The 22,684-nt window shown below is 69.5% G+C and carries 17 protein-coding genes and 3 pseudogenes; 5 read left to right on the top strand and 15 right to left on the bottom strand.

Translation table 11 applies throughout. The features are described 5' to 3' along the window. Positions 1-21: 21 nt before the first annotated feature. The 3 genes from groES to ACZ6A9_RS02905 form a co-directional block, all read right to left on the bottom strand. Positions 22-330 (bottom strand): co-chaperone GroES, encoded by a 309-nt coding sequence (gene groES / locus ACZ6A9_RS02895; RefSeq protein ID WP_073932713.1) that lies wholly within the window; start codon positions 328-330, stop codon positions 22-24. Positions 331-702: 372 nt separating this feature from the next. Beyond that, positions 703-1,473: a polysaccharide deacetylase family protein gene (locus ACZ6A9_RS02900; RefSeq protein ID WP_468977033.1), complete on the bottom strand. Its 771-nt coding sequence runs from the start codon at positions 1,471-1,473 to the stop codon at positions 703-705. Continuing rightward, positions 1,470-2,393: a polysaccharide deacetylase family protein gene (locus tag ACZ6A9_RS02905; protein WP_468977036.1), complete on the bottom strand. Its 924-nt coding sequence runs from the start codon at positions 2,391-2,393 to the stop codon at positions 1,470-1,472. Before ACZ6A9_RS02905 ends, ACZ6A9_RS02900 begins: the two co-directional genes overlap by 4 nt. Positions 2,394-2,483: 90 nt before the next feature. On the opposite strand from ACZ6A9_RS02905, the gene ACZ6A9_RS02910 reads away from it, so the two are divergent. Next, on the top strand, positions 2,484-3,659 hold the full coding sequence (locus tag ACZ6A9_RS02910) for a THUMP-like domain-containing protein (RefSeq protein WP_468977039.1): 1,176 nt from the start codon (positions 2,484-2,486) through the stop codon (positions 3,657-3,659). A 39-nt stretch (positions 3,660-3,698) separates the two neighbouring features. On the opposite strand, the gene ACZ6A9_RS02915 is transcribed toward ACZ6A9_RS02910, so the two are convergent. The 5 genes from ACZ6A9_RS02915 to ACZ6A9_RS02935 form a co-directional block, all read right to left on the bottom strand. Further along, the gene (locus ACZ6A9_RS02915; RefSeq protein ID WP_468977046.1) at positions 3,699-4,787 is read right to left on the bottom strand and encodes an LCP family protein; all 1,089 of its coding nucleotides are present in this window, start codon (positions 4,785-4,787) and stop codon (positions 3,699-3,701) included. Positions 4,788-4,904: 117 nt separating this feature from the next. Beyond that, complete coding sequence (locus ACZ6A9_RS02920; RefSeq protein WP_189558391.1) at positions 4,905-5,957, bottom strand: LacI family DNA-binding transcriptional regulator; 1,053 nt, start codon at positions 5,955-5,957, stop codon at positions 4,905-4,907. 170 nt (positions 5,958-6,127) lie between these two features. Further along, entirely contained in the window at positions 6,128-6,598 is a 471-nt protein-coding gene (locus tag ACZ6A9_RS02925) for a hypothetical protein (RefSeq protein ID WP_468977050.1), read from the bottom strand. A 768-nt stretch (positions 6,599-7,366) separates the two neighbouring features. Next, positions 7,367-7,603, bottom strand: a complete 237-nt coding sequence (locus tag ACZ6A9_RS02930) for a PIN domain-containing protein (protein WP_468977052.1) — start codon at positions 7,601-7,603, stop codon at positions 7,367-7,369. Between the two features lie 9 nt (positions 7,604-7,612). Then, positions 7,613-7,810 carry a hypothetical protein gene (locus ACZ6A9_RS02935; protein WP_468977054.1) on the bottom strand — a complete coding sequence of 66 codons (198 nt, stop codon included), beginning with the start codon at positions 7,808-7,810 and terminating at the stop codon, positions 7,613-7,615. Between the two features lie 391 nt (positions 7,811-8,201). Between ACZ6A9_RS02935 and ACZ6A9_RS02940 the strand changes: the two are divergent. After that, positions 8,202-8,801, top strand: a pseudogene (locus tag ACZ6A9_RS02940) (site-specific integrase); the annotation flags it as partial. 555 nt (positions 8,802-9,356) lie between these two features. Here ACZ6A9_RS02940 and ACZ6A9_RS02945 read toward each other — a convergent pair. The 5 genes and pseudogenes from ACZ6A9_RS02945 to ACZ6A9_RS02965 all read right to left on the bottom strand — a co-directional run bounded on the left by ACZ6A9_RS02945 (position 9,357) and on the right by ACZ6A9_RS02965 (position 11,895). Further along, on the bottom strand, positions 9,357-9,731 hold the full coding sequence (locus tag ACZ6A9_RS02945) for a hypothetical protein (protein ID WP_468977056.1): 375 nt from the start codon (positions 9,729-9,731) through the stop codon (positions 9,357-9,359). A gap of 170 nt (positions 9,732-9,901) precedes the next feature. Then, positions 9,902-10,117, bottom strand: a pseudogene (locus tag ACZ6A9_RS02950) (helix-turn-helix domain-containing protein); the annotation flags it as partial. Between the two features lie 35 nt (positions 10,118-10,152). Continuing rightward, positions 10,153-10,491, bottom strand: coding sequence for a helix-turn-helix domain-containing protein (locus ACZ6A9_RS02955; protein WP_468977057.1), 339 nt, complete (start codon positions 10,489-10,491; stop codon positions 10,153-10,155). After that, a complete protein-coding gene (locus ACZ6A9_RS02960; protein WP_468977061.1) occupies positions 10,488-10,871 on the bottom strand; it encodes a type II toxin-antitoxin system RelE/ParE family toxin in 384 nt (127 codons plus the stop codon). The genes ACZ6A9_RS02955 and ACZ6A9_RS02960 overlap by 4 nt, the downstream gene beginning before the upstream one ends. Positions 10,872-11,457: 586 nt before the next feature. Further along, on the bottom strand, positions 11,458-11,895 hold the full coding sequence (locus ACZ6A9_RS02965; RefSeq protein ID WP_468977064.1) for a winged helix-turn-helix domain-containing protein: 438 nt from the start codon (positions 11,893-11,895) through the stop codon (positions 11,458-11,460). Between the two features lie 493 nt (positions 11,896-12,388). Between ACZ6A9_RS02965 and ACZ6A9_RS02970 the strand changes: the two genes are divergently transcribed. From ACZ6A9_RS02970 to ACZ6A9_RS02980, 3 genes and pseudogenes are all read left to right on the top strand, one after another. Continuing rightward, positions 12,389-13,735, top strand: a complete 1,347-nt coding sequence (locus ACZ6A9_RS02970) for a replication initiator (protein WP_468977066.1) — start codon at positions 12,389-12,391, stop codon at positions 13,733-13,735. Beyond that, positions 13,728-13,907 (top strand): annotated as a pseudogene (locus tag ACZ6A9_RS02975) (helix-turn-helix domain-containing protein); the annotation flags it as partial. The gene ACZ6A9_RS02970 and the pseudogene ACZ6A9_RS02975, both read left to right, overlap by 8 nt. 2 nt (positions 13,908-13,909) lie before the next feature. Then, positions 13,910-15,097, top strand: a complete 1,188-nt coding sequence (locus ACZ6A9_RS02980; RefSeq protein ID WP_468977069.1) for a site-specific integrase — start codon at positions 13,910-13,912, stop codon at positions 15,095-15,097. A gap of 152 nt (positions 15,098-15,249) precedes the next feature. On the opposite strand, the gene ACZ6A9_RS02985 is transcribed toward ACZ6A9_RS02980, so the two are convergent. Next, positions 15,250-15,705: a hypothetical protein gene (locus ACZ6A9_RS02985; protein ID WP_093545256.1), complete on the bottom strand. Its 456-nt coding sequence runs from the start codon at positions 15,703-15,705 to the stop codon at positions 15,250-15,252. Further along, positions 15,705-22,622 carry an RHS repeat-associated core domain-containing protein gene (locus ACZ6A9_RS02990; protein WP_468977071.1) on the bottom strand — a complete coding sequence of 2,306 codons (6,918 nt, stop codon included), beginning with the start codon at positions 22,620-22,622 and terminating at the stop codon, positions 15,705-15,707. Before ACZ6A9_RS02990 ends, ACZ6A9_RS02985 begins: the two co-directional genes overlap by 1 nt. Between the last annotated feature and the right edge of the window lie 62 nt (positions 22,623-22,684).

Here is a 22,684-nt window from a genome sequence, read left to right on the forward strand (position 1 = left end):
GGGTGTCCCCCGGGTTCTCCCTTACTTCTCGACGATCGCGAGGACGTCGCGGGCCGAGAGGACGAGGTACTCCTCGCCGTTGTACTTGACCTCGGTGCCGCCGTACTTGCTGTACAGAACGACGTCGCCGACCTTCACGTCGAGTTCGACGCGCTTGCCGTCCTCGATGCGGCCCGGACCGATGGCCAGGACGACGCCCTCCTGGGGCTTCTCCTTGGCGGTGTCCGGAATGACCAGGCCCGAAGCCGTGGTCTGCTCGGCGTCGAGCGGCTGGACCACGATGCGGTCCTCGAGCGGCTTGATGGCAACCTTGGAGCTGGCGGTCGTCACGATCCGACCTCCCCCTTCGGAGATCTCACGGGGTTAACTGTCTGAGGTGGCGACCAGGTCGATCCGTCGTCGCGGGTGCCGGACCTGCCCGTCGCTGTGTTGGCACTCTCCAGGGGGGAGTGCCAGACCCGAGACTATGACCGGGATTAGCACTCGGTCAAGCGGAGTGCCAATTGCCGTGCGGCGCGTCGGGGGTGGGGGGTGTTGTTTCGCACCGGGTTGTGCGGCTCGCGGTGGTGCGGTGACCGTCTCTGGGGGCTGCCGCCCCCAGGCCCCCGCTTCGGCCCTGGACGGGCCTCGTCCTCAAACGCCGGACGGGCTGGAGGGTGAGCGGTGCTCGCCGGGCACCGCCGACGGGGCGGAAGCCGGGCCTCACCCACCAGGCACCGCCGACGGGGCGGCGCGTCCCGTGTAGTGCTCCAGCTTTCCCACCCTCAGTCCGCGCTCCGTCAGCTGTTCCAGCAGCCGCTCCGTCCGTTCCGCCAGGGACAGGGACGGGGCTTCGCCCGACGGTACGGAGACGATGTCGCCGGGGTTCAGGTGGTGGGGGCCGTGGGTGTAGGTGAGGTGGCCGTCGGGTTCCAGGGTGACCCGCCACAGGACCACCGCCTCGATGCCGCAGTCGGCGGCGGCGCGCAGGGTGGTGGTGTCGTACGTGCCGTAGGGCGGGCGGAAGAGGCGGGGGCGGATGCCGAAGCGGGAGGTGAGCTTGCGCTGCTGGCCGCAGATCTCGGCGCGCTGGCCGGCGTAGGGCAGGCCGCGCAGGGCGGGGTGGTCGAGGGTGTGGTTCTGCAGGCTCGCGCCGACGGCGCGCAGGCGGGCGAAGTGGGCGTAGCCGGGGCCCACCACACTGTCCGTCAGGAACATGCTGACGGGGAGCCCGCGTTCGCGCACCAGGTCGATGAAGCGGGGGTCGCGTTCGGCGCCGTCGTCGTAGGTGAGGAAGACGACCCCGTCGCGGGTGGGGACGTGGTCGACGACGGGCGGGAGGGCGCCGGTCCCCGGCGCCGGGCCCGCTCCGGGCGCACGACCCGCCCCGCTCTCGGCGCTGCCCCCGGCCCCGTCCCCCGTGCCGCCGGACGGACCGCATGCGGCGATCACGGCCAGCAGGGCGCCGGCGCCCGCCAGGAGCCGCACCCTCACAGGTAGTCCTCCAGGCGGGCGACCGCGTACCCCTCCGCCGTGACCTTGTTCAGGAAGCGGCGGATCATGTCCGGCATGGTGCCCTTCCAGTCGTCGCGGCCCCGGAAGTGGCTGAGGACGATGTCGCCGGGGTGCAGCGAGCGGTCCCACTCGCGGTAGTCCCAGCGGTCGGCGAAGACCTCCTCGTTCCAGAGGGGGACGTGGGTGATGCCGCAGGTCTTCGCGGCGCGCAGGGTGTTCTTGTCGTAGTTGCCGTAGGGCGGGCGGAAGAGGGCGGGGCGCTCGCCGTAGCGCTCCTCCATGATCTTCTGCATGCCGCAGATCTCGCGCTTCTGGCGGGCGTACGACAGGGCCGGCAGATAGGGGTGGTGGAGGGTGTGGTTGTGCAGGCCGGCGCCCCGGTCCCGCATCTGCTCGAAGTAGCCGTAGTCCTCCTTGACGAGGTAGTCGCTGAGGAAGGCCGTGTACGGGATCTTCAGCTCGCTCATCATCCGCAGGAAGGCGGGGTCCTTCTCCTCGCCGTCGTCGATGGTGAGGAAGACGATCCGCTCCTTCGTGGGGACGGTGGTGAAGACCGGGGGGAGCCCCAGCCGGCGGTGGCCGTCGACCTCGAAGCCGTCCCGGGTGGTGATCGCCGGCTTCTTCGCCGGGGCCGGCGGGGCCGTCAGGGGCACCTTCTTCAGGCCCCAGCGTTTCGCGGCGGCGACCCGCGCGGCGTGCGCGGCACGCAGCTTGGTGGCGTAGGAGTCGAGCGCGCGGGCCGGGGGCGCCTGGAGGGGCTGCTGGCCGGGGGCCGGTTCCACCGTGTCGCCGCCGCCCTGTCCGCAGGCCGAGGCGATGGTGGCGAGAGCGAGTACGGCGAGGCAGGTCCGTACGCCACGCCGCGGCCGGTATTTGTCATTTTGTCCTACTGCTCGCATGGGGCCGGATCCTCGCAGCCGGACGGTCCGGACCCGGCCCGACACCGCGGCCGGAGGCGTACGGTCCACCGACTGGCCCACAATGACCCGGTGAACGACCTCGCCCCGCTCCTCACCCCCGACGGCCGCGCCCTCCTCGACGAGGTGCGCGACACCGACCCGGCGCACGAACTCGCCGTCGCCACCCGGCTGCGCCGTGAGCACCCCGCCGACCTGGTGTCGGCCGCGCTCGGCCAGGCGCGGCTGCGGCAACGGGCGGAGGCGAAGTTCGGGGCCGAGGACGCGCGGCGGATGTTCTTCACGCCCAACGGGGTCGAGCAGTCGACGCGGGCGAGCGTGGCGGCGTACCGGGCGGAGCGGTTCGGGGAGCTCGGCGTGACCTCCGTGGCCGACCTGTGCTGCGGGATCGGCGGGGACGCGATCGCGCTGGCCCGCGCCGGGATCCGGGTGCTGGCGGTGGACCGGGACCCGCTCACCGCGGCGGCCGCGCGGGCCAACGCCGACGCGCTGGGGCTGGCCGGCCTGATCGAGGTGCGTGAGGCGGACGTGACGGAGGTGGACACGACCGGATACGACGCCGTGTTCGTGGACCCGGCCCGGCGCGGCGGCCGGGGCCGCATCTTCGACCCCGAGGCGTACTCGCCCCCGTTGTCCTGGGCGGTCGAGGCAGCCCGTACGGCTTCCCGCGCCGCCGCGCTGAAGGTGGCGCCGGGCATCCCGCACGAGGCCGTGCCCGCCGACGCGGAGGCCGAGTGGATCTCGGACGGCGGGGACGTGAAGGAGGCGGTGCTGTGGTTCGGCGCCGGGCAGGCGGCCCCGGTCCGCGCGACCCTGCTCCCCGGGCCGCGCACCCTCCCCTCCCGGGGACTGCCCGACCCGGCCGTGCGCCCGCCCGGCCGGTACCTGTACGAGCCCGACGGCGCCGTCATCCGGGCCCATCTCGTCGCCGAGGTCGCCGAGGAGGTCGACGGCGGGCTCCTCGACGCGACCATCGCGTACATCACCGCCGACGAGCACCGCCCGACGCCGTACGCCACCGCCTACGAGATCACCGACCGGCTCCCCTTCAACGTCAAGAAGCTGAAGGCGCTGCTGCGGGAGCGTCAGGTGGGCACACTGACCGTCAAGAAGCGCGGTTCGGCCGTCGAACCCGAGGAACTCCGCCGCAAGGTCCTGCCCAAGCCGCACGGCCGCGCGTCCGTCACCGTCTTCCTGACCCGCGTCGACGGCGCCCCGACCATGCTGCTGGGGCACCCGGTGAGGTAGTCAGGATCCGGTCCGCGCGACGGGGCGTGGTCCGGTCGCTCACCTCAGCGAGGCCCACAGCTCCCCCGCCTCCGGTTCGTCCGCCACCACGCGGTTGCGGTCCCAGGGGGCGGGCACCACCGGCATGGTCACCGTGGTGACGCCGGCGGAGGTCAGTCCCCTCAGGCTCTGTCCGAAGCGGGTGAGCTCACCGAGCGAGTCCAGTCGGGTGTCGGCGGTGAGGCCGGCGGTGGCGGCGTCGGCGACCTCGTACAGCCTGGCGGGGCTGGTCAGCAGGTTCTGCCGCGCCACCTGCTCCAGCAGCGCCTTGACGAGCTGCTGCTGGAGCTCGATCCGGCCGAGGTCGCTGCCGTCGCCGACGTCGTAGCGGGTCCGGGCCAGGGCGAGGGCGTCGGTGCCGTCGAGATGGTGGGTGCCGGCCTCCAGGGTGAGGTGGCTGCGGTCGTCGTCGATGTCCTCCGCCGTGGTGACGGTGACCCCGCCGAGCGCGTCGACCAGGCGGGCGAAACCGGCGAAGTCGATCTCGATGTAGTGGTCCATCCGCACGTCCGTGAGCGCTTCGACGGTCTTCACCGCGCACACCGGCCCGCCCACCTCGTACGCGCTGTTGAACATGACACCGGACGCGGGCCGCGTCGACTCCCCGTCGGACAGGGGGCAGGAGGGCCGGTCGACGAGGGTGTCGCGCGGGATGCTGACCACCGTCGCGGCGGTCCGTCCGGCGTCGAGGTGGACGACCATGGCGGTGTCGGAGCGTGCGCCGCCGTCCTCGCCCCCGCCGAGCTCCCGGTTCTCCCCGCCGCTGCGCGAGTCCGAGCCGAGCACCAAAACGTTCAGGGGCCCGGTCGGCAGCGGCTCGCCGGCGGACGGGGTGCTCAGCGGCCTGGCGGGGCGGTCGTCCCCCAGGGCGCTGTTGATGTCGACGCTGCTGATGTTGCCGTCGAGCTGCCAGTACACCCAGCCGGCCGCTCCGGCGCCGAGCAGAAGCAGGCCCGCCAGCGAGAGTCCCGTGATCTTCAGTACCCGGGCCCGCCGGCCGGTCCGTATGCCCCCGCCGCCGTCACTCCCGGCGTCCTCGGTGTCCCCGGTGCCGTCGCTCCCCTGATGTCCCGTCACGAACAGGAACATAAGTCCGAATTATGACGGGCGGCGACTCCCGGACATTTTTCTTGGGAAATTCTCAGACTTCCCACCACTCGAAACTTTCGAAGCGGCACCCGCCCGACACGGCACCGCCGCCCCCGTTCACGCCCCGCCCGGCGCCGCCGTGCTGCTCCGCACCACCAGGCTCGTCGCCAGCTCCACCCGGGTCGCCGTCGCGGAGTCCTCCCCCTTGCCGAGGTCGAGGACCAGCTTGGCCGCCGCCTCCGCCATCTCCGTCAGCGGCTGCCGCACGGTCGTCAGCGGCGGCCCCACCCAGCGGGCCACCGGCAGGTCGTCGAAGCCGACCACGCTCAGGTCCTCCGGGATCCGCAGTCCCAGCTCGCGCGCGGCCTCGTACAGGCCGAGCGCCTGGAGGTCGTTGCCGGTGAAGATCGCGGTGGGCCGGTCCTCGCGGCGCAGCAGGGCGAGGCCCTGCCGGTAGCCGGCGTCGTGGTGGAAGTCCCCCGCGACGATCAGCCCCGGGTCCACCGGCAGCCCCGCCGTCTCCAGCGCGGCCCGGTAGCCGTCCACGCGGGCACGGCTGCACATCATCCGCGACGGGCCGCTGATCGCGCCGATCCTGGTGTGACCCAGCTCGACGAGGTGCCGGGTGGCGGCGAGTCCGCCCTGCCAGTTGGTGGCGCCGATGGAGGGCACGTCGGTGCCGGGGTCGCCGGCCGGGTCCATCACCACGAACGGGATGGAGCGGCTGGTCAGCAGGGCCCGCCCGGACTCGTCGAGGCCGGACAGTACGAGGATCACGCCGTGCGGGCGGCGGGCGGCCACCTGGTCGGCCCAGGAACGGCCGGGCGTGAGCCGGCCCGCGCTCTCGGAGAGCACCACGCTCAGCCCGGCGTCCCTGGCCACGTTCTCCACGCCCCGGATGACCTCCATCGCCCAGGCGCTCTCCAGCTCGTGGAAGACCAGGTCGATCAGCGGCGAGCGGGTCGCCTCCGCCCGCCGGCGCCGGTAACCGTGGGCGCGCAGCAGCCCCTCGACCCGGCTGCGGGTGCCGGGAGCGACATCCGCCCGCCCGTTGAGGACCTTCGAAACAGTCGGCGCGGAGACGCCGGCCTCACGCGCGATCTCGGCGAGCGTCGCGGTCTGGGCGCTGCGCCCTTGCGTCCGGGTTTCAGCGGGCTGCGGGGAAGTCATGGGCGCGATCGTAACCCCGCGGCCCCTTCTGACGAAGGCCCCCGAGCACCACGGACGTTCGAATCATTCGCCATCATTTCCGCATCATTCGATCCAGCCGACGCGTAAGAGCTATTGCTCCACCTGCCAGGAGCCTCCACCGCGCCTCGGGCGCCGGCGGCGACCGACGGTCAGAGGGCCAGACCCACCCAGGACCCAGCCTTCTTGATGTCCCGGTTCCTCCTGAGCTCGGGATACCTGACCACGAGATCGGCGAGCACCTTCGTCAGGAAAGCACGCCCGGCCGCGATGAAATCCTTCCGAGGGATCACGGAGGAGCCCTCCGCGTAATTGCAGCTGACCTTCACGCGATCCCCGTCGGGCGTCGCGTAGATCTCGTCGGCCATGCCCGCGAAGCAGATACGGGCCCCCTCTCCCGACGCCACCGCACGGCCCGCCGAGAAGAACTCGACAGCGAAGTCGAGGATCTGTACTCCGCCGCCCGTGACAATGCTCAGGTCAAGGCCGTCCGACGTGAGGGTGAGATCACCGCCGAAGCACGAATAGCACAGGTCCACGAGATCGGCCTTCTCGAGATTGACACGCCGCTGTTCCCGCAGAAGGGCAGGGTCGTCGGAGAGCGAGTAACGGGCTACGATCACGGGATCCCAGGACCACCCATCTTGATCGGGAACGCTGTCACGATCCGTTTGTTCCGCACAACGACGCGCACGACCTCGCGGACCGTGGTCTCACCCGTCTCAGGATCGGTGACGGTGACCTCGTCACCGAGCTCGACCTCCTCGATCGGCTTGGTGGTGCCGTCGGCGGGAAGGACCCCGGTGCCGGGCAGGAAGCTGTGTTTTCTGGCCGGGCAGCTGGCGGGCTCCTCCTTGCCCTTGCCCCGGTTCTTCTCCGCCTTCTTCTTGGCCGCCGCCAGTGCGTCGTCGGCCTCGTCGAGGGCCTTGGACTCCTTCCACGTCCGTCGGGCCCCGCCGATCAGGTCATCGAGGAGACCCCCAGACCTTCTTGATCAGCTGGCGGCCCTTCTCCCACCTCCACGGGAACATTCCGGGCGGGCCGCCAGGTTCATCAGCGCGAACTCACCACTGACGAATCGAGGTCAGCGTCTTGGCCGAGGTGGGTTTTCCTCCACCTCAACACCGGCAGGGGTCGGGGTCCGCGATTGTGCGCTGATGTCCGTGGTTGTTGCCGTCACCGCTGCCGTCAGAGGACTAGAAGGCCGACGTCGCGCTGGCGAGCTATTCGGTGCCGAGGATGCGCAGGCCGTGGTGGATCCTGAAGTCCTCGTAGTCCTTGAGGTTGAGCGTGGCCAGCGGCAGGTCATAGGTCAGGCAGCACGCGGCGATCCACATGTCGTTGATCGGCCGGGGGCGTCCGCGCTGGATGCCCGCGGCCGACAGCCGGCCCTACATCGCCGCGACGGGTTCGTCGCCCGGGAGAATCGGGATGCCAGAGAGCCAGTCGGCCAGTTCCTGGCGGCTGCGGGTGCCCCCGTGCCGGATCTCGGTCCACTTGGTCAGCTCGCCGAAGGTGACGAAGGTGATCAGTGGCTTCCGGCCGATCAGGCGGGTGGCCAGCGGACCGGTGAGCTTGCGCTTGTGGGTCAGCGAGGCAACGTCGGTGTCGAGGATGACGGGCTGCACGGCGGCGGCTCAGGCCACGTCGCGGTGGCGCTCGGCGTACGTGAAGGCCAGGAACTCCTCCAGCTCCTCATCCGACTCGAAAGTGTCGGCGGTGAGGTCGTCCAGGGAGCGGATCGGCTGGGTGTTCTTGGCAGCAAGGAGTTCCTCGACCGACAGGCGGGGTCTGATCGGCAGGTAGGCGGGGTAGTCCGCGTCGGGTGTGCTCATAGGGACCTCCACCGGGGCATGCTGCGGGCTGACAGAACTCAGCATACGGGGCGGAACTCCCGGGGACACCGGGCTTTCACCCGACCGTACCGCCGCCCGAACAGCCGTCCGTCCGACGCCCCGGGGTGGTCGGTGTTCATAGGAGGGCTCCCGGCTCGCCAGTGGCGTAGTCGGTGACCGGTTGGCGCTGTACCTGTCCTGGCTGGCCGTGGCCTACGCGGATGCGAATCTGCCGGGGAGGGCACCCTTCGGGCGTCGGGATGGCGGCGCGGAGGCCGGGCCGGGAGGGTCTGCCGAGAGGGCCGACCGCCGGGAGCAGTGCTGCCCGCCGCAGGCGGGGCCGGCCACCGCCCTCGGTGAGCCCGGTGCGACGCACGTGAGGGTCGGCCCCCTGGGCACCGGGCTCCGCAAGGGCGAACTCCTCGGCCTGCGATGGGAAGACCCTGACCTCGCCGGAGGAACCGCCAGCATTCGCCGTACCATCCAGCGCACCAACTCCGGCGGCCTGACCGCACTGCCGACCAAGACGCAGAACTCGGAGCGGCGAATCGCCCTGCCAACGCCGTGCTTGCGCTCTCTCAAACAGCACCGCACCCGACAGCTCCAGGAACGTGAAGCGGCGGGCGCGGGCTGGAAGGACAGCGGCTACGTCTTCACCCGGCCCGACGGTGCCCCGATCGAAGGGGCCACCCTCACCCGGCACTTCACTGCCCTGCTCCGCCGTGCCAGGCTCCGCCGCATCCGGTTCCACGACCTCCGGCACTCGGCGGCAACACTCCTCCTGGAACATGGCGTCGAACTCGTCGTCATCAAGGAACTCCTCGGCCACGCCCACATCGGCGTCACCGCCACCGTCTACGCCCACGTCCGACTCCGCCTCCAACGCGACGTCATCGACCTCCTCAGCAACGCCCTCCGCACTCTCACCGAGACGGCAAGTCAGCCCGACGATGGCGCCGATCCGCCGCCTCGCGCAGCAATCGTCCGCTGACGTTGCCGTCAACCGTTGCCGCCAAGATACTCAAGAGGCCCCATCGGAAGGGTTCCGGTGGGGCCTCTGGCACCTTATTCGCCTATAGCGGGCGCGCCTGCGACATGAATTTTAGAACCCCCTTCAGAGGTGCAGCGAGGTCCTTGCGATCAATTCCAGCCGCCTCCAGGTGGACGAGAATTTTCGAGCTTCCCCCACGCTCGGGAAAAGTATTCAAAAACTCAGCCACGCACGAGTCCAGGACATGGAATACGTGCCTTTCGATCTCGGAATCTCTACCACTAGTCGCCGAAGTTTGTGGAGGAGCGGGAGGAGTTGCCATAATGATGCGTGGCGCGCCATCCCCTCGCGTGTTCACCAGTGCCTGCGCTACCCCAATTTGCGGCGTTCCGCCATAGCGTTCATGAGCAAGCGGAAAGCTCAAAATCGCAGCGTCACAGTCTGCTCCGGTTTCAGGTACCGATCCAACCCGGAACTCAACTCCCGGCAGCCCGCACAAAGCTTCCCGGCACGCCTCTATGATTCGCTCGGTAGATGCCGCGACTACGTACCTCATCAGCAGCTCATACCGGTCATGATTGAAGGCCTCCCAAGGATCTTCAATTCGCTATTATTGAGAGCAACTCCGCCATCAATCACATCGGCAGTGTACGCCATGCGGGCCCCCTCAGGTAGATCCGCAACGTTGACCGTGGTACGAATCATGGTATACGGACCTTCTTTTGGATAGGCAGCGTAGGCCCTGCGGGAATACTCGGCAGCACCCTTTTCCGTAAAGGAGAAATACTTGACGCCCTGCGGGCTATTCCAAGTCCGATTTGCCGATATATCCGCGAGTTCATTAGCAGCAACGCCGCGCCAGAGGTGTATCTGCCCCGAGCCTAGCCCGCCGCTATTGTGAACCAGAATTGGCGTATCGCCTGCGAGCACATAGTACGTGTGCAGGCCAGGCCGCTCCTACCTGCAAGTTTGCTGGTCAGCGGGCGGTTTGACAGTCGCCGGATGTTCGTGCTCGTGCGCTGGAGTCTGCTGGTGTTGCCGTCACTACTGCCGTCAGTGGTCTACACCGAAAGGGGAATTCCAGGAATTTCGAATGCGTGTCAAGCGGCTTTTTCGTGCGGGGTGAGGCTGATGGTCAGGTCGGCGCCGAGAGCCTGAGCCAGGCGGCGCAGGAGGGGAAGCGTGGGCACGGTCCCGCCGCCTTCGAAGCGGGAGATCTGCGGCTGCTTCATCCCGCACCGCTCGGCCAGCTCGGCCTGGGACAGCCCGAGCTCGATGCGCCGGTCGTGGACGAGTTGCCCGAGCTCACGGGCGAGCGCGGAAGGCGGGTCCTGCATGGTTCCTCCCCGCCTCAGGCCGCTGGGGCGACGATGGTGACGGTGGGCTCGTCTCCGCCGGCGAGGTGCACGTCCACCGTGAGGTCCAGTGCGCGGGCCAGGCGCATGATGACCGCGATGGGCGGCAGCTCGGTGGCCGTCTCGATGCCTTCGATGTCATCGATGTCGACGTGCATGCGATCGGCGAGATCAGCCTCGCTCAGACCCAGCTGCTTACGCCGGTCGTAGACGGCCTTGCCCAACGTCATGGCGAGGCCGGCCTCTTCGTAGACCCGGTCGTGCTCGGGGTCAGCGTCCAGGTGTTCGCCCAGCAGCTGGCGGTGGCGACGAGTCCTCCATTCGCTGTGGTTCATCGGTTCTCCTTGAGGTTGCGGCTGTAGAGGTCGTGCTCAGCGGCGGCTTCATGGTCTGCCTCGCACAATCGCTGTGCGGCGTGGGCGCGGTCCACTTCGGCCTGCTCGCGCATCTTGGTCTTGCGGAACACGGTGAGCAGCACGACACGTCGGCCGGGCGCCAGCCAGTAGGTGATCCGCTGATGGGCATCGCCCAGGCGGAAGCGCAGCTCGCGGAGCTTGCCGCCCAGGTGGCGGGAGTGCGGTTCGTCGAGGGTGGTGGGCTGCTCGGCGAGCAGGTCGGCGACGCGTTCGGCCTGCTTGTAGTGATGGGCAGGAATGTTCTCCAGCCACAGCCGCACCTCCGGCTCGATCTCGATCGAGTACCGCCCGCTGTCCATATCGCCGATGATATATGGCACGGGGTGCGAGAGCGCGACTTCGTAGTTCAGGTCGTGTGCCGTCGCCGCGACCTGAAGCCACTCCAGCGTCGCACACCCCGTACTCCCCCTCCTCGTCCTGATGTCACGGCGCCGCCCGCAAACCAGCGGCAACCGGCCGAGGCGGTGCAGGGTCGGCTTCTTTCGGCAGGATCAGGCCCGAGCGGGAGGGGCAGCGTACGGCCGGGCTGGTGCGTCGCCCAGTCTGGCGGCGCGGGGCCGGGGCGGGAGGAGTCGGCCCCCGACGGGCGGGCGTGAGGGTCGGCCCCCTGGTCGGCCATGTGCCTGCGATCCGGCTGTAGGACGGTCGTGGGCGACAACTTGCTCTGCCAGGAGCCCGACTCCAGTCGGCCAGCTGAGCTGGCCAGTTGCCGTTCCTCGAGCCCTGGGGAATGCCCCCGGTTGCCGGGGCGGCTCACCGCCCGCAGTGCGGCAGACTTCCCGAGCGGCTTGTCGGCGACGGCGGCCCGCACCAGCGGGCGGAGCCCGCCTTGAAATCTCGAAGAGAAAATCTGAACGCACGCCCCGGGCCACGCGCCACGGCGGGTCAGCGGCCCCGGTCGCTGACGCCCGACTCCAAGGCCTCGACGCGGCCACGAAGGTCGGCGATCTGCTGAGCAGCCTCGGCCAGCGCTCGTTCCAGTGCCTCGACGCGGGCCGTCGTCCCGCCGACGGGTGCGGTTGCCTCCGGACCGTCGGGGCCATCGGCGCCGTCGGGGTAGTCGCGGTGGGCGACGAAGGCGCCCTTGCCGGGGCGGGAGACCGCCCACCCGCCCTGCTTCAGCAGGGCCATGGCCTTCTGCACAGTCAGGCTCGACGCCCCGAACTCTCGCATCAGCACGGCCTGCGTCGGCAGCGCGTCCCCCGGCCGCAGCCCACCGGAGCGAATCCGCTCGCGCACGGTCTCAGCGACTACCTCAAACGTCAGCGGTACCCCGCCACCCGCCGGCCTGCGCCCGCGCCGCCCCACCACCACGCCGCTCACCCCGCCCGATACCAGCAAAATCCGGCCCGTCCAAACCGGAAAACCGGCCCCACACTACCCGCGTCCCACCACCCACAAGAAAGGAATGAGGAGGGATGCACTTGAATGCGGCTGTCAGGCGATGTTAACGTCACGCACCCGTCGGTGATCACCACCGCGCCCTGCCGACCATCTCCTGGTCCGGCCCCCGCGCCCAACTCCGAGGCGCCCCGTTCCCCTGTGAGCCGATCACTTCGGCCTGCCCACGTGCCCCGCGCCGTACCGCTTCCGCGCGCTGGCAGATCAACGACCTCATGTGCGCCGAAGGGCTCAAGGTCCGTGACCTGCCCGACCGCATCGACCTGGACAAGGCCGCGTGACCGCCGCCTCCTGGTCCCGCTTTGCAGTGATCCCCGGCAAGGGCGTGTAGTCGCCAAACCCTCGCCCCTGCCGGGGCCTCCCTCCCATCCATCCACGGCACGCGTGTGCCGCAGTGCAGAGAGGTCCCGCCAGCATGCCACCGCACACCCCGACCACCACAATCTCCCACCCCGAAAGCGCCACGACAGCGTTCCCCGCGTTCACCGGGTACCGGAACCTGCTCGGCCTGGTACGGCAGTTGTCCTCCCTGGGTGGCTGCGCCCGTCCGATCCGGCTCGAAGGCCAGCGCACCGAGATCGACGCCTTCACCGGCGAGATCCTGCGCGAGCTGAAGTCCAAGGAACTTCCGGCCGGGCACCTCCTGGTCCGCTGCGGCAACCGCCGCACTACCCGCTGCCCCTCCTGCGCCGAGCTCTATCGCCAGGACACCTACCATCTCATCGCCGCCGGCCTGCGCGGCGGCAAGAACATCCCCGACCAGGTAGCCACGCACCCCCGCGTCTTCGCCACCCTCACCGCACCCTCGTACGGCCCCGTCCACGGGCGACGCACCGGCGGCTCCGCCCGCTGCCGCTGCGGGCGCACCCACACCAAGGGCGACCCGCTCCTCGGCACCCCGCTCGACCCCGAGCGGTACGACTACACCGGCGCCGTCCTGTGGAACGCCCACGCCCCCGCCCTGTGGGCCCGCTTCATGCTCCACCTGCGCCGCACCATCGCCGCCGCAGCCGGTGTCCCGCAGCGCCTGCTCTCCAGGGTCGTCCGGGTCTCGTACGCCAAGGTCGCCGAGTACCAGCAGCGCGGACTGATCCACTTCCACGCTGTGATCCGCCTTGACGGCCCCGCAGGCCCCTACACCCCACCACCCGCATGGGCCGTACCCGAGCTCCTCGCCGACGCCATCCGGAGCGCGGCCACCCGCGCCCATATCGACAGGCCAGAGGTCAACGGCCGCGCCCGCTCCTTCGCCTTCGGCAAGCAGATCGACACCAGGATCATCCGGTCGTCCGCCTTCCAAACCGGGACCACGATCACCGAGGGCAAGGTCGCCGGATACGTCGCCAAGTACGCCACCAAGGGCACCGAAGCCGCCACCGGCACCCTCGACCACCGGCTGAAGAGGATCACCGACCTCTGGTTCGAGTCCGTGCCCGAGCACGCCGCCCGCATGATCCGCACCGCCTGGGCCCTCGGCAGCCGCGACGACCTCAAGCACCTGAACCTGCGCAAGTGGGCCCACATGCTGGGCTTCCGCGGCCACTTCTCCACCAAGACCCGCGCCTACTCCACCACCCTGAGAGCCCTCCGGGCCGCACGCGCCGCCTGGCAACACCGCCACACCCCTCCGCCCTCCCCGACCACCCTCGCCCTCACCCAATGGGCCTACGACGGCACCGGCCTCACCCCCGACCTCGAACGCCTCGCCACCCTCATCAACGGCGGCCCGACACGAGCAGAGGCGGTGACAGCCGATGCGTGACGACGAACTCCTCACCGTCCCCGAGGCCATGGCCCGCCTCAAGATCGGCCGCTCCGCTCTCTACGACCTCCTGCGCACTCGCCGCCTGGCCTCGCTGACCATCGGCCGCGCCCGCCGCATCCCCGCCCACGCCCTTGCTGACTACGTCCAGCGCCACCTGGAAGAGGCCGCCCGATGGCCGCCCCCAAGCGCAAGAAGGCCCGCGCCAACGGCGAAGGCACCATCTACCAGCGAAAAGACGGCCGCTGGGAAGCCGCCGGCTACGTCCTCGCCGCCAACGGCACCCGCAAACGCGTCCGCGTCTACGGCGCCACACGGAGGGAAGCTGCCGACAAGCTCGCTGAGAAGATCGCCGACAGCAACCGCGGCCTCCCCGTCGCAACCGCCGACAGCACCGTCGGCGACTACCTCAGCTACTGGCTCGGCAGCGTCGCCGTCCACCGGCTCCGCGAGAACACCCACACCCGCTACGCCGCCTGCGTCCGTCTCCACCTCATCCCCGGCCTCGGCACCAAGAAGGTCGCCCGCCTCACCGCCAAGGACGTACGCACCTTCCTTGACCGCCTCCACACCACCTGCCAGTGCTGCACCCAGGGACTCGACACCGAACGGAGGCAATGCTGCGCGATTGGTGAGTGCTGCCAGAAGCGACTGTCGCCCTTGACTGTGACCTACGTGCACTCGGTGCTCAAATCGGCACTGGAACACGCCGTCCGCGAAGACGAGCTGCCCCGCAACGTCGCCCGGAACGTCAAGGCCACCGGGCACCGGCCCAGGCGCTTCCGGCCGCTTACCGCAACGGAGGCCCGCCAGTTCCTCGACGCGGCCTGCGGCGATCGGCTGCACGCGCTGTATGAACTCGCCCTCCGCACCGGCCTCCGCAAGGGCGAACTCCTCGGCCTCCACTGGGAAGACCTCGACCTCGCCACCGGAACAGCCAGCATCCGGCGCTCGCTCCAGCGCACTCGCACCGGAGGTCTCACGCATCTGCCCACCAAGACCCGAGCGTCCGAGCGCCGAATCGCCCTCCCCACCGAATGCCTCCACTCCCTCAAGAAGCACCAGGAACGACAGGACAAGGAGCGCGAGACCGCATCGTCAGCCTGGCAGGACAGCAGCCTCGTCTTCACCACGCCGATGGGCCGGCCCCTCGACCCCGCCAACCTCACCCGCCGCTTCCGCAGCTTCCTCAACCGGGCCGGGCTCCGGCGCATCCGCTTCCACGACCTCCGCCACTCGACCGCCACCCTGCTCCTGGAGCAAGGCGTCGACCTCGTCGTCATCAAGGAACTCCTCGGCAACGCCCTCGGCCCGACCGAGGAAGACCCCGAAGACCCACCCGCCATGGCAGCCGTCCGCTGACGTTGCCGTCACCGTTGCCGTCAAGGCACCCAGAGACTCCAGGAAGGGGTCAAATCGGGAACCTGACTGAATGGATCTGGACATCGGAAATAGTGAATCCCCGAAGGGGCATAGCCCCTTCGGGGATTCACTATTTCGTCACGGATTAATCTCTAATCCCACGTCGCCACGAGATCGGCAGCGACAACGAGAATCGAACCGCACGTGAAGGAAATTTCGTGCGACATGCCCGACGAATGCGGAAGCACCTCATCCAACTGCAGATCACCCAGGCGAGGAAACATGCCGTCAGGTTCCTCAGCGTCCACACGGAAAGACTGGACGTCCGAGTAGCGAATGCATAGACCGCTCTCATGTTTCCACTCGTTCGGCGTCAGGACAAATTCGAGAGAAACTTGCCCTTGGTCATCGACGAGAGTTGCCTTGCTCAGCTCCAGATCCTTAACGCACCGAACGCCTCGGAAGTCGTAGTGATCAGGGTGAGTGGCAAACGCCGCCGCACCCGGCGGAAGGTCACCGGAGAGCTGAGGGAGGACCTGCAAGTAATTCTGCGGATCCAGGTGGTATCCGTACCGGTCCTGCAATGGCTCCACACGAACGTACTTCATTAGCATCCACCGCCAGTGATGCGCGGGCGCTTCCAGTTGTCGCCCTTCACGTTCTCGGTTCCCTTTTCGCCGATACGGCCATCTCGCCTCAATTCGCCCACGGCTAGCCCCTTCAGGTTGTTGTAGACATCCCGCGGAACATCGACGTCAGCACTCTTTCCGTGCTTCGAGAACCATCCGTCACTGCCGAAGATCCCGACTTCCTTACCCTTGTGGTAGACGTGAACCTCGAAGTCAGTCGTACCACCGATGTCGAATCTGTCGACGCGCCCGGTGTAATTACTCCCGAAATTCAGAGGATCCTTCGGACCGCGTACATAAAGCCCTCCGGCATTGTGCACGAGGACCGGAGTCTTGCCCGCCAGCACATAGTACGTATGGATGCCGGCGACCGTGAGGTCGTTCGTGCGCTGGCGCTGTTCGAAGTGGCGGAGGCCGGTGAGGGTGGCGGTGTCGCCGGACGGGGTGCGGAGGGTCATGCCCGGCTGGAGTTCACCGGCGTCGATCCACTGGTCCTCCGACTCGACCCAGAAGGGGTGGGTCGTGGTGGAGATCAGGGCCGCGGCGCCCTCGTCGGTGGCGACGGTGAGGTCGACGAAGTGCTTGTCGTCCTCGGTGACGATGGTGCCGACGACCTCGCGGACCGTGGTCTCACCCGTCTCCGGATCGGTGACGGTGACCTCGTCACCGAGCTCGACCTCCTCGATCGGCTTGCTGGTGCCGTCGGCGAGCAGGACCTCGGTGTCGGGCAGGAAACTGTGTTTCTTCTCAGCCGGACAGCTCGTGGCCTCTTCTTCCTTGCCCTTGCCCCGGTTCTTCTCCGCCTTCTTCTTGGCCGCCGCCAGTGCGTCGTCGGCCTCGTCGAGGGCTCCGGAGTCCTTCCACGTCCGTCGGGCCCCGCCGATCAGGTCGTCGAGGAGACCCCAGACCCTCTTGGCCAGCGCGGCACCCTTCTTCCAGTCCCAGGGAGCGCCGTACTTGACCAGCAGCTTGCCCACCACGCCTCCGGCGAAGGAGCCCGCCACGTTCAGCGCCGTCTCCCCGCATGAGCCAAGGTCGCCGCTGGAGAAGCAGTCCAGGGCCGCGTCGATGCCCAGTTCGTCCTTGGCTATCTTGACGAGCTCCTTGGCGGCCTGCTTCGTCTGCTGCTTCGCGGTGTTGTACCGCCGCTCCGCGCTGTTCTTCTTCTGCTGGGCCGCCTTCACGTCGTGGTAGGAGTTGCCGTACCTGGCGCGGGCGATCTGGCTGAACACCCAGGTGATCGCCTTGATGAGGCCGTAGAAGCCCACGAACAGGCCCGAGGGGTCGGAGAGGGTGACCGGGCTGTTGTTGGCGTAGGCGTAGCCGTTGATCTGCTGGGGCTGGGTGAAGTCGACGACGGGGTCGACGGAGATGAACTTGCCCAGCTTCGGGTCGTACTCGCGTGCCCCGATGCTCGTCAGGCCGGTCTGCGCGTCGAGGGTGCCGCCGACGAAGCCCTTCTCCCCCGGCCAGCTGCCGGTCGCCTTGCCCCGCTCCACACCGTAGGGGTCCTGGCGGCGCTGTCCGGTGATCGCGCCGGTGACCGCGTCGATGGCCAGCTCGCCCGTGCCGTGGTGATCGGCGGCCAGCCAGGACAGTCTGCCGTCATCGGTGCGGACGGCGACGGTCTGGTCGGCGAAGGAGTAGTAGCGGGTGGCCTCCACCTTGCCGCCCGCCTTGGGGAGGCGCAGTTCCATCCCGGGCAGGTAGACCGTGGTGGCGGTGGCGTCCTCGCGCATGACGCGGTTGCCGGTGGCGTCGTACACGTAGGTGGCCTCGCGGCCGTCCGCCTCGACCGTCTTCGTCAGCCGGCCCTCGGCGTTCCAGTCGAGCTTCTGGGTGTCGCCGCCCAGAACCCGCTCGGTGGTGTTGCCGGAGGCGTCGTAGGCGTAGGTGGACTGGGAGTCGCCGGTCGGGGTCTCCTCCACGACCTTGGTGACGGCGTGCGGTCCGGCGCCGTTCTCGCCGTAGGTGTAGGTGCGGGTGACGTCCTTGGCGGCGTCCAGACCGGTGTCGTGGACCACTTCCTTGAGCCGGTTGCCGAGGGCGTCGACGGTGTAGGACTTCCAGTACGGCGCCGGGCCGCCCAGTGCCTTCTCGCCCGGCGCACCGTCGCACGCGGCCGGCGCCGAGCCGTTCAGCCCTCCGCCGATCGTGCCGGAGCCCGTGGCCTGCCCGGCGGTGGCCGCCGGGGTCCAGGCGTCGGTCAGCCGCTGTCCGGTGTCGTAGGCGAAGCACTGCACGTCCGGAGCTGCGCCCGCGGTGTCGGAGATGGAGCGGACGTTGCCGGCCTGGTCGTAGGAGTAGTGCGCCTCCTTCAGCGGGGCGGTCGCGCCTTCGGTCCTGACCAGCGAGCGGGTCAGCCGGTCGGTGCCCTTCTCGTGGTCGAAGTTCTGCCAGGTCTTCTTGCCGCTGCCGGTGGAGAGTTCGAGCTGCTGGAGCAGGCTGGTGGTGGAGTAGCGGGTGCCGGTGACGTAGTCGGAGAGGGTGCTCTTCATCGACACCGGACGCTGCAGCTCGTCGTAGCCGAACTCGAAGGCCTCCGCCGCGAGTCCGCCCGCCGCGGGCATGCCCATGCCCCGAAGGGTGCCGTCCTGGTTGAAGGTGGAGGTGAAGACGTAGAGGCCGGCCAGGTCACCGGTCGAGGACGGCACCGAGTAGGCCGTCTGCAGCGGCTGGTAGAACTCGTCCACGGTCTGGACGACCGCGGCGAAGGACTGCCCGTCGCCGGTGTACCGGTAGGAACCGTAGGCGTGTCCCAGCCGGCCGGTCCGGTCGTACTTGGTCTCGGTGAGCTTGGTGCCGGTGTCCGGCTCGCCCTCCCAGGTGGTGGTGACCCGTCCCAGCTTGTCGTAGACGGTGGAGTGGACCGTGCCGCGCGCGTCGGTGCTCCGGACGGGCCGGTCCGCGGCGTCGTAGGCCGTGGTGGTGGTGCCGGTGTCCGGGTCGACGGTCTTCACCTGGCGGCCCTGCTGGTCGTACTCGTAGGCCCAGGCGTTGCCCTCGGCGTCGGTGACCGTCTTCGTCCTGCCGGCCGGGGTGTACGTGTACCGGGTGGCGTCGTAGCCGTTGCCGGGGCCCTCGGCACCGTCCGGGTTCGGGCTCTCGCCCTGGTAGTGGCGCAGCTCGGTCAGCCGCCCGGCCGCGTCGGTGATCGTGGTGACCGGGACTCCGCCCTTGGGCGGGTCGATGTGGGTGCGGTCGCCCTCGTGGACCGTGGTGGTGCGCCACTTCTCCAGGCCGGCCACCGCGAAGATCTCCGCCGTGACGCGGCTGAGACCGTCGTACTCGTACAGCGTCTGCGCGCCGACCTCGCCGTTGGTGACGGTCAGCAGCTCGTCCGACGGCGCCTGGGAGGCGTTGTACGTCGCGTTGGTCTTCCTGATGTCCCCGGTGCCGTCGTAGAAGGTGTCGGCGACCATGCGGGAGCCGTCCGGCCCTTCGGTCTGCTTCTGCCGCGGACGCAGGAGGCTGTCGTAGAGCTCGTACTCGATGCCGTAGGTGCCGCCGATCTCGATCTTCTCGGTGCTGACGGCGACCGTCTTGTCCTTGCGGACGTGGTAGCCGTACTTGATGCTCGGCGTCTGCGTCTTCCGCCGGTCCGGCAGCCAGACCGAGGTCAGCCGGCCCAGCGCGTCGTACGCCAGGTCCGTGCGCCGGCCGTTGGGGTCGGTCTGACCGGTCGCCTGGCCCCGGGCGGGGTCGTGGTCGGTGGTCGTGGAGTGGCCGAGCGCGTTGGTGACCTTGGTCCTGGAGATCAGCCCGTTGGCGTCGGTGTACGTGGTGCGGGTGGTGGCGCCGGCCGCGTCGGTCTGCAGGGTGGGGCGGCCGATGGCGTCGTACTCGGTGGTGCCGGTGACCTGGTAGGTGCCCTTGGTGCCGTCGTGGGAGGCCAGCCGCTCGGTCCTGGTGGCGTCGCCCCGGGTGGGCGCGGCCCCGAAGGCACCGCCGTCGTAGGAGGTGCGCTCGTCGGCGACGACCTGCGTACGGCGGTCGGGGGTGGCGGCGCAGTCGACCGAGACCGACTCGCTGCGGGAGGGCAGCTCGTAGATGTTCAGCGCCGGATTGTCGGCGTACCACATGCGGACGCAGCGGTCGTCCGCGTCCGTGGCGAGGTCGCCGAGTTCCTCGGTCCTGAGCAGCCGGCCCGTGGTGGTGTCGGTGTCGTAGGTGGACTCGGATTTCGTCTTCCGCCAGGTGCCGTCGGACAGCAGCTCGTATCCGCGGGTGGTCTTCAGCTGGACGACGGTGGCCTTGGTGGTGGCCCAGGACTTGGTCTGGGTGGCGGTGTCGTGCTTCCAGGGTTCGGTGAGGACCTTGGAGACGACCTTGCCGCCCGTCCCCTTGTCGTAGGTGGCGGCCTCCAGTTCGAAGCCGGCGAACTCCCTGTGGTCGGTGTGCTCCACGCCTGTGGAGTCGGTGACCTTCACCGAACGGGTGCCGCCGTCCGGGTCCTTGTCGCCGTGCATGCCCTGGAGGTAGGTGTAGTCGACGCGGGTCTCCGTCACCTCGCCGTTGCCCGCGGTGACGGTGACCTTGCCGTAGCCCTGCCACTGGCCCCAGGTGAGGTACTTCTCCTGGGTGATGCCGTCGGGTTCGGCGTGCCGCCAGGCCGCCGGTCCCTTGTACTCGTAGCGGGTGACCAGGTCCTCGCCGCCGCCGGTGCGGTCGGTCTGGGTGATCTGGGCCACGACGTACTTGTGGAACCAGTCGGTGATGGGGTCGATGTGGCCGGGCGGTGCCCATTTCACCGGGTAGCAGCGTTTGGTGGACCTACCCGGCTGGGGCAGCGTGTCCGCGGTGCACTCGGTGGGTGCGTAGGTGATGTCGAGCTGGGCGCCGGTCTCGCTGAGGACGCTGGTCAGACGGTAGCGGTGGAAGGCGTCGATGTTGTCGCCGTCCTTGTCCACCCGGTTCTCCAGCTGGACCCCCTGGAGGTCGACCGTCGGCAGCTGGATGTGGTCGTCGCCGGCCCGGCCCTCGTGCTGGATCTTCGACAGCCACAGCGTCTTGGAGTCGTCGCCGTTGTCGAGGAAGCGGTGGGTGAGGGTCCAGGCGTCGACGTCGTCGTAGCTGCTCGCGCCGGTGCGCATCTGGGTGGTGACGCCGGTCAGCCGTTTCGTGGTCCAGAAGGAGGGCGCCGCCTGTCCGGCCTTGCAGTGGGTGCCGGCCTTGCACTCCAGGTCGACGGGAACATCGGGCCAGTGGGCGGCGTTCGCGGTGGTGCGCTTGTCCTCGGCGCAGGTGAACGAGTCGGTGGGCAGGCAGCGTTCGGCGACGGTGAACTTCACCCGGGCCGGGGCGGCGGACGTGTGGACCTGCTCGTGGCGCTGGCCGTAGTCGATGCGCTCGAGGTGGCCGCCCCGGTGGTACGCGGTGCCGTTGACGTCCGTCTTGCCGTTCAGGGCGTAGTGGTTGGTCTCCGCCTCGTAGTAGTACGACATGACGTTGCCGTGGGTGTCCTTGACGTAGTCGAGGTTCCACCGCCAGGCCTGGTCGCAGTGCGCCTTGGTGAACGTGGCGTCGTGGCAGGGCTCGCCCGGGTCGTCGCCGAAGACGGGGACGGTCCAGGTGGAGTCGGTCTCCTCCTTGCCGGAGGTCCAGCCGGGCAGCCGGTCGAGGCCGAAGTGGTACTCGGTGCCGTCGGGGGTGGTCACCTTCCAGTGCTCACCGTTGTCGTCGCCGTTGGTGGCGCCGGTGAGCTGGTCGATCCGGGCGCCGCTCTCCCCGGTCATGTGCCACTTGCCGGTCTTGTCGTCCTTGATGAGCTGGGCCGAGTTGCCGTCCAGCAGGATGGTGGCGTTGTCGTACGCCCAGCACTGCTCGGCGGAGTCCTTGTGACCGTCGTCGGCGCAGGGCTTGTAGGCGCGTTCGATGTAGCCGGGCTCGTAGGCGAAGCCGTCACCGATCCAGGAGCCCTGGTTGTTGGTGACCGCGGTGCGTCCGTCGGCCGTCTGGGAGGAGTAGCCGAGCCCCATCGTCGGGGTCAGCCCGCCCGGGGTGGGCACCGTGCGGAGCGGATAGCTCCAGGAGAAACCGCCGGAGGAGTTGGCCACCGACCAGCTGGCCGACGGCGACAGCGAGGTCGCCTTGTAGTCGCCCTTGGCGGACTCGGTCCCCGCGACGAGGGCGATCAGCGTGGTCGCCTCGCCGGCCTGGGCGGACAGGCCCGCCTCTTCGGGCTCGGCGGTGACCCGCGCCGTGACCGTCCGCTCGGCCGTGTCGTTCTCCGCGGCCAGCGGTACCGGAAGCTCGGGGCACTCGGCGCTGCCCGGGGCGGCGGTGGCGGCGCAGCCGGGGAGCCGCACCAGGCGCAGCCGGGCTCCGTAGTCACCGCCGAAGCCCTCGGCGAACGCCGAGTAGTCGACGGAGAGTTCGACCGTTCCGGCCTGGTCCGCGCCGTCGGCCCTGCTGATCCCCAGCACCGCGGCGCTGTCCAGGTCCCGGGCCCGTTCGCGGTCCAGGGCGGTGACGCGCACCTTCGCCGGAGCGGCGGCCCGCCCTTCCGCCTTCCGGGCGCCGTCCTTCGTCCTCGCCGGCGATGCGGCCTCGCTGACCGTCACCGGCAGTCCGCCGACTTCGGACTCCGTGGCCTTTCCCGGGGCGCCGACGGTGATCTCGGCGCTGCCGGCCGACGGCCAGTTCGCCTTGTCCAGGGTCCTGACCGCGGCCTTCGCGTTGGGGTCCGCCGGCCGTGGGGCGGCCTTGGCGTCCCGTCCCTCGGCGGGGTCGGGTGACTCCTGGACTCCGGGGCGGCCTCCGCCGGCGTTCCGGTCGGCCGGCGGCACGGCCTCGGCCGTGGTGGTGACCAGGGCCAGGCTCAGGCCCAGCACGATGGCGCCGACGGCGCGTTGGGGTATGCGGCGGCTGAGCAGACGGCCTCTGAAGGGGTTCACCGGGGATTCTCTCCGCAGGTCCGAAGGCGGGTTCAGGTCAGGAGGCTCGGGGGGAGGGGGAG

This window comes from Streptomyces sp. NPDC041124 (assembly GCF_055592385.1).